This window comes from Streptomyces sp. GC420 (genome assembly GCF_009916105.1).
GTDB lineage: Bacteria > Actinomycetota > Actinomycetes > Streptomycetales > Streptomycetaceae > Streptomyces.
Window position 1 is genome coordinate 1 of sequence record NZ_JAAAXQ010000828.1, and the last position, 553, is coordinate 553.

The window sequence follows — 553 nt, forward strand, 5'->3', positions numbered from 1 at the left end:
GTGGTGGGCCGGGATCGGAGGGAGGGTGCCGTCGGTCTCGTACGCCGACAGCATCTCGATGCGGCGGGTGTGGCGCTCCTCGCCGGAGTACGGCGTGTTCAGGAAGATCTCGACGAACTTGGTGGCCTCGTCGACCGTGTGCATCCGGCCGCCGATGGAGATCACGTTGGCGTTGTTGTGCTCACGTCCGAGCGCGGCCGTCTGCTCGCTCCAGGCCAGTGCCGCCCGCACGCCCTTGACCTTGTTCGCGGCGATCTGCTCGCCGTTGCCGGAGCCGCCGATCACGATGCCCAGGGAGTCGGGGTCCGCGGCCGTCCGCTCGGCGGCGCGCAGGCAGAACGGCGGGTAGTCGTCCTGGGCGTCGTAGATGTGGGGGCCGCAGTCGACGGGCTCGTGGCCACCGGCCTTGAGCCACTCGACGAGGTGGTTCTTGAGTTCGAAACCGGCATGGTCGGAACCGAGGTACACGCGCATGGTCCGAGTGTGACACGGCCGCTCCGGGCGGGCTTCCCGGGGGCCGACCCCTGGCAGGCCGGGGCGGCCGGGGCAGGGG

General features: G+C 70.9%; 1 protein-coding gene. It reads right to left on the bottom strand.

Translation table 11 applies throughout. The annotated features are described in order from the left end of the window. On the bottom strand, positions 1-474 hold a 474-nt coding region (locus GUY61_RS38840), incomplete at its 3' end, for a ribose-5-phosphate isomerase (protein ID WP_166634965.1). Positions 475-553: the final 79 nt, after the last annotated feature.